This is a genomic window from Ferroplasma sp. Type II (genome assembly GCF_000496155.1).
The window spans coordinates 2,064-3,914 of the sequence record NZ_KI542750.1 but is presented as its reverse complement, the minus strand read 5'-3'; the positions used below and the strand labels follow the sequence as shown (position 1 = coordinate 3,914).

Here is a 1,851-nt window from a genome sequence, read left to right as displayed (position 1 = left end):
CTGGGATACAGAGAAAGCCCGTTTATTGAAAAGCTTTCCGTGAATGTTGATGCATTGCTGTTGATTGATGCCAATGGATTGCTACACCCCAGAAAGTGTGGATTGGCAACATTTGCCGGTGTTGTGCTTGGCAGGGCTACAATTGGGGTAGCAAAATCGCTTCTGATGGGAAAAATTGATGATACGGGATATGTAGTTTACAATAATGAAAAACTAGGGTATGCAATAAATAAGCATACAATAGTAAGTCCGGGCAATATGATAAGCCTCGAATCAAGCATAAAAAAGATAAAGTTATTAGGAAAAAATAAATATCCAGCTATCCTGAAAATGGTCCATAATGAAACTGTGGCTATGAGGAAGCGGAGATTGCCGAGCTAGGACAAAGGCGATGGATTCAGGGTCCATTTCCGCAGGGATTCGTGGGTTCAAATCCCACTCTCCGCATTCTATTCTGATTTAATGCTCCTGTTAAAAATCACCAGAACTTTCTATTGTGTATATATTAAGTTTATAAATGGGTCTGTCCGTATTCCATTATGAACATAATCAAGTCCTTTATTTTAACATGAAATAGTATTTAAAGAAAATATGCGTTTATTAATATATTAATGGAATTTGCAAGACAATAGAAGGCAGAGTGGATCATAGTTCCAATTTTAGACCTTTTATGGCTGTATTGATAATATCTGCCCTTTCTATGAACTCATTAATAGTCATCATATGCACGGATAGGGATTTCTGTATTATTCTTCCTGCCAGCTTCTCGTTATTGGTTACTGGCCCCAGGAGGGAAGAATAATGAATTATTCATCACGTTTTCTGTCTTCAATGCGTTCCATTTCATTCCGTGCGGAAGAATTGACAAATTCTGAAACAGACCTGAACCCTAATTCTGAATATTTTTCTATAAAATTCTTAATGTTAAAAAACAGTTCTTCTGGAATTTTCACATCTTTATATGTTTTCGCCATGAATGTCTCATATTATAAGAGTATAAAAAAGATATTAGACATATATGGCGAAATATTTATAAGCAAAAGAGTATTTAGACATATATGTCTAACAAGAGGTGCAGAATATGAAAGTCTGGAAAGACATTAAAATTCCCGCGTCATTATTCGATGAGATCCAGAAATTTGTAGCAAAGAATGAGGCATATAATTCTGTTTCAGACTTTGCGAGGATTGCATCCATGAAAGAGCTTGAAAGGTTGGAAGGCGATAAAAAATGAAATCACCGATATTGGCAGGTATCACAATAGAGCCGAGGGAGTCCAAATGACCCAAGTGTCCATTGTACAATTGAAGTACAAAGCCCTCAAACTCCCAGAACCTGTAAAATCGCTGATTCTGTCAGAACTCGACACTATAGACAGTACTGAGTTAATATTTAAGCTGGGGACATGGGACAAACTCTTAGCAATGGAGGTCACTCAGAAATGAAAAATTTTACTGATAGTAATAAAGGGGACACCAATATTACCAGGAGAGATATTAGAAGCGAAAAAATAAAGATTTCGTCCGAAGAAAGGATCAGAATCGCCGGGGAAGCGATTAATTTTCTAAAGGATTATCCAAGAATAAGGGCCATACTTGTATCTCCACATGATAAAATTCCATTTGAACACGCCTGGCAGAGTTCCTGTAATTATCCGGTGTCATCAGAAAAGGTATATAACTATCTTCTAAAAGGGGGCAACTGGGGGTTGATGCACCCGGCAGGAATGTCAGTTGGGATTGACGAGGACAATGAAAAAATAAGAAATGCGGCACTATCTCTGGGGGACACTACAAGATTTAATACTGGAACACCAGGGCATTTTTGTGATATATTTTTAATCAAGGATGA

The 1,851-nt window shown here is 37.3% G+C and carries 4 protein-coding genes and 1 tRNA gene; 4 read left to right on the top strand and 1 reads right to left on the bottom strand.

Annotated elements, in window-relative coordinates:
- Both AMDU4_RS09575 and AMDU4_RS09570 read left to right on the top strand, forming a co-directional pair.
- Nucleotides 1-381 (top strand): endonuclease V (locus AMDU4_RS09575; RefSeq protein WP_290704897.1); only part of this gene is annotated, 381 nt, incomplete at its 5' end.
- Nucleotides 363-447: transfer RNA gene (locus AMDU4_RS09570), tRNA-Leu, on the top strand. The genes AMDU4_RS09575 and AMDU4_RS09570, both read left to right, overlap by 19 nt.
- Nucleotides 448-806: 359 nt before the next feature.
- On the opposite strand, the gene AMDU4_RS09565 is transcribed toward AMDU4_RS09570, so the two are convergent.
- Nucleotides 807-974: a hypothetical protein gene (locus AMDU4_RS09565; RefSeq protein ID WP_009887434.1), complete on the bottom strand. Its 168-nt coding sequence runs from the start codon at nt 972-974 to the stop codon at nt 807-809.
- Nucleotides 975-1,081: 107 nt separating this feature from the next.
- Between AMDU4_RS09565 and AMDU4_RS09560 the strand changes: the two genes are divergently transcribed.
- Both AMDU4_RS09560 and AMDU4_RS09555 read left to right on the top strand, forming a co-directional pair.
- Nucleotides 1,082-1,234: a hypothetical protein gene (locus AMDU4_RS09560; RefSeq protein WP_021787779.1), complete on the top strand. Its 153-nt coding sequence runs from the start codon at nt 1,082-1,084 to the stop codon at nt 1,232-1,234.
- Between the two features lie 171 nt (nt 1,235-1,405).
- Nucleotides 1,406-1,851, top strand: a 446-nt coding sequence (locus AMDU4_RS09555; RefSeq protein WP_290704894.1) for a hypothetical protein, incomplete at its 3' end; no start/stop codon positions are given.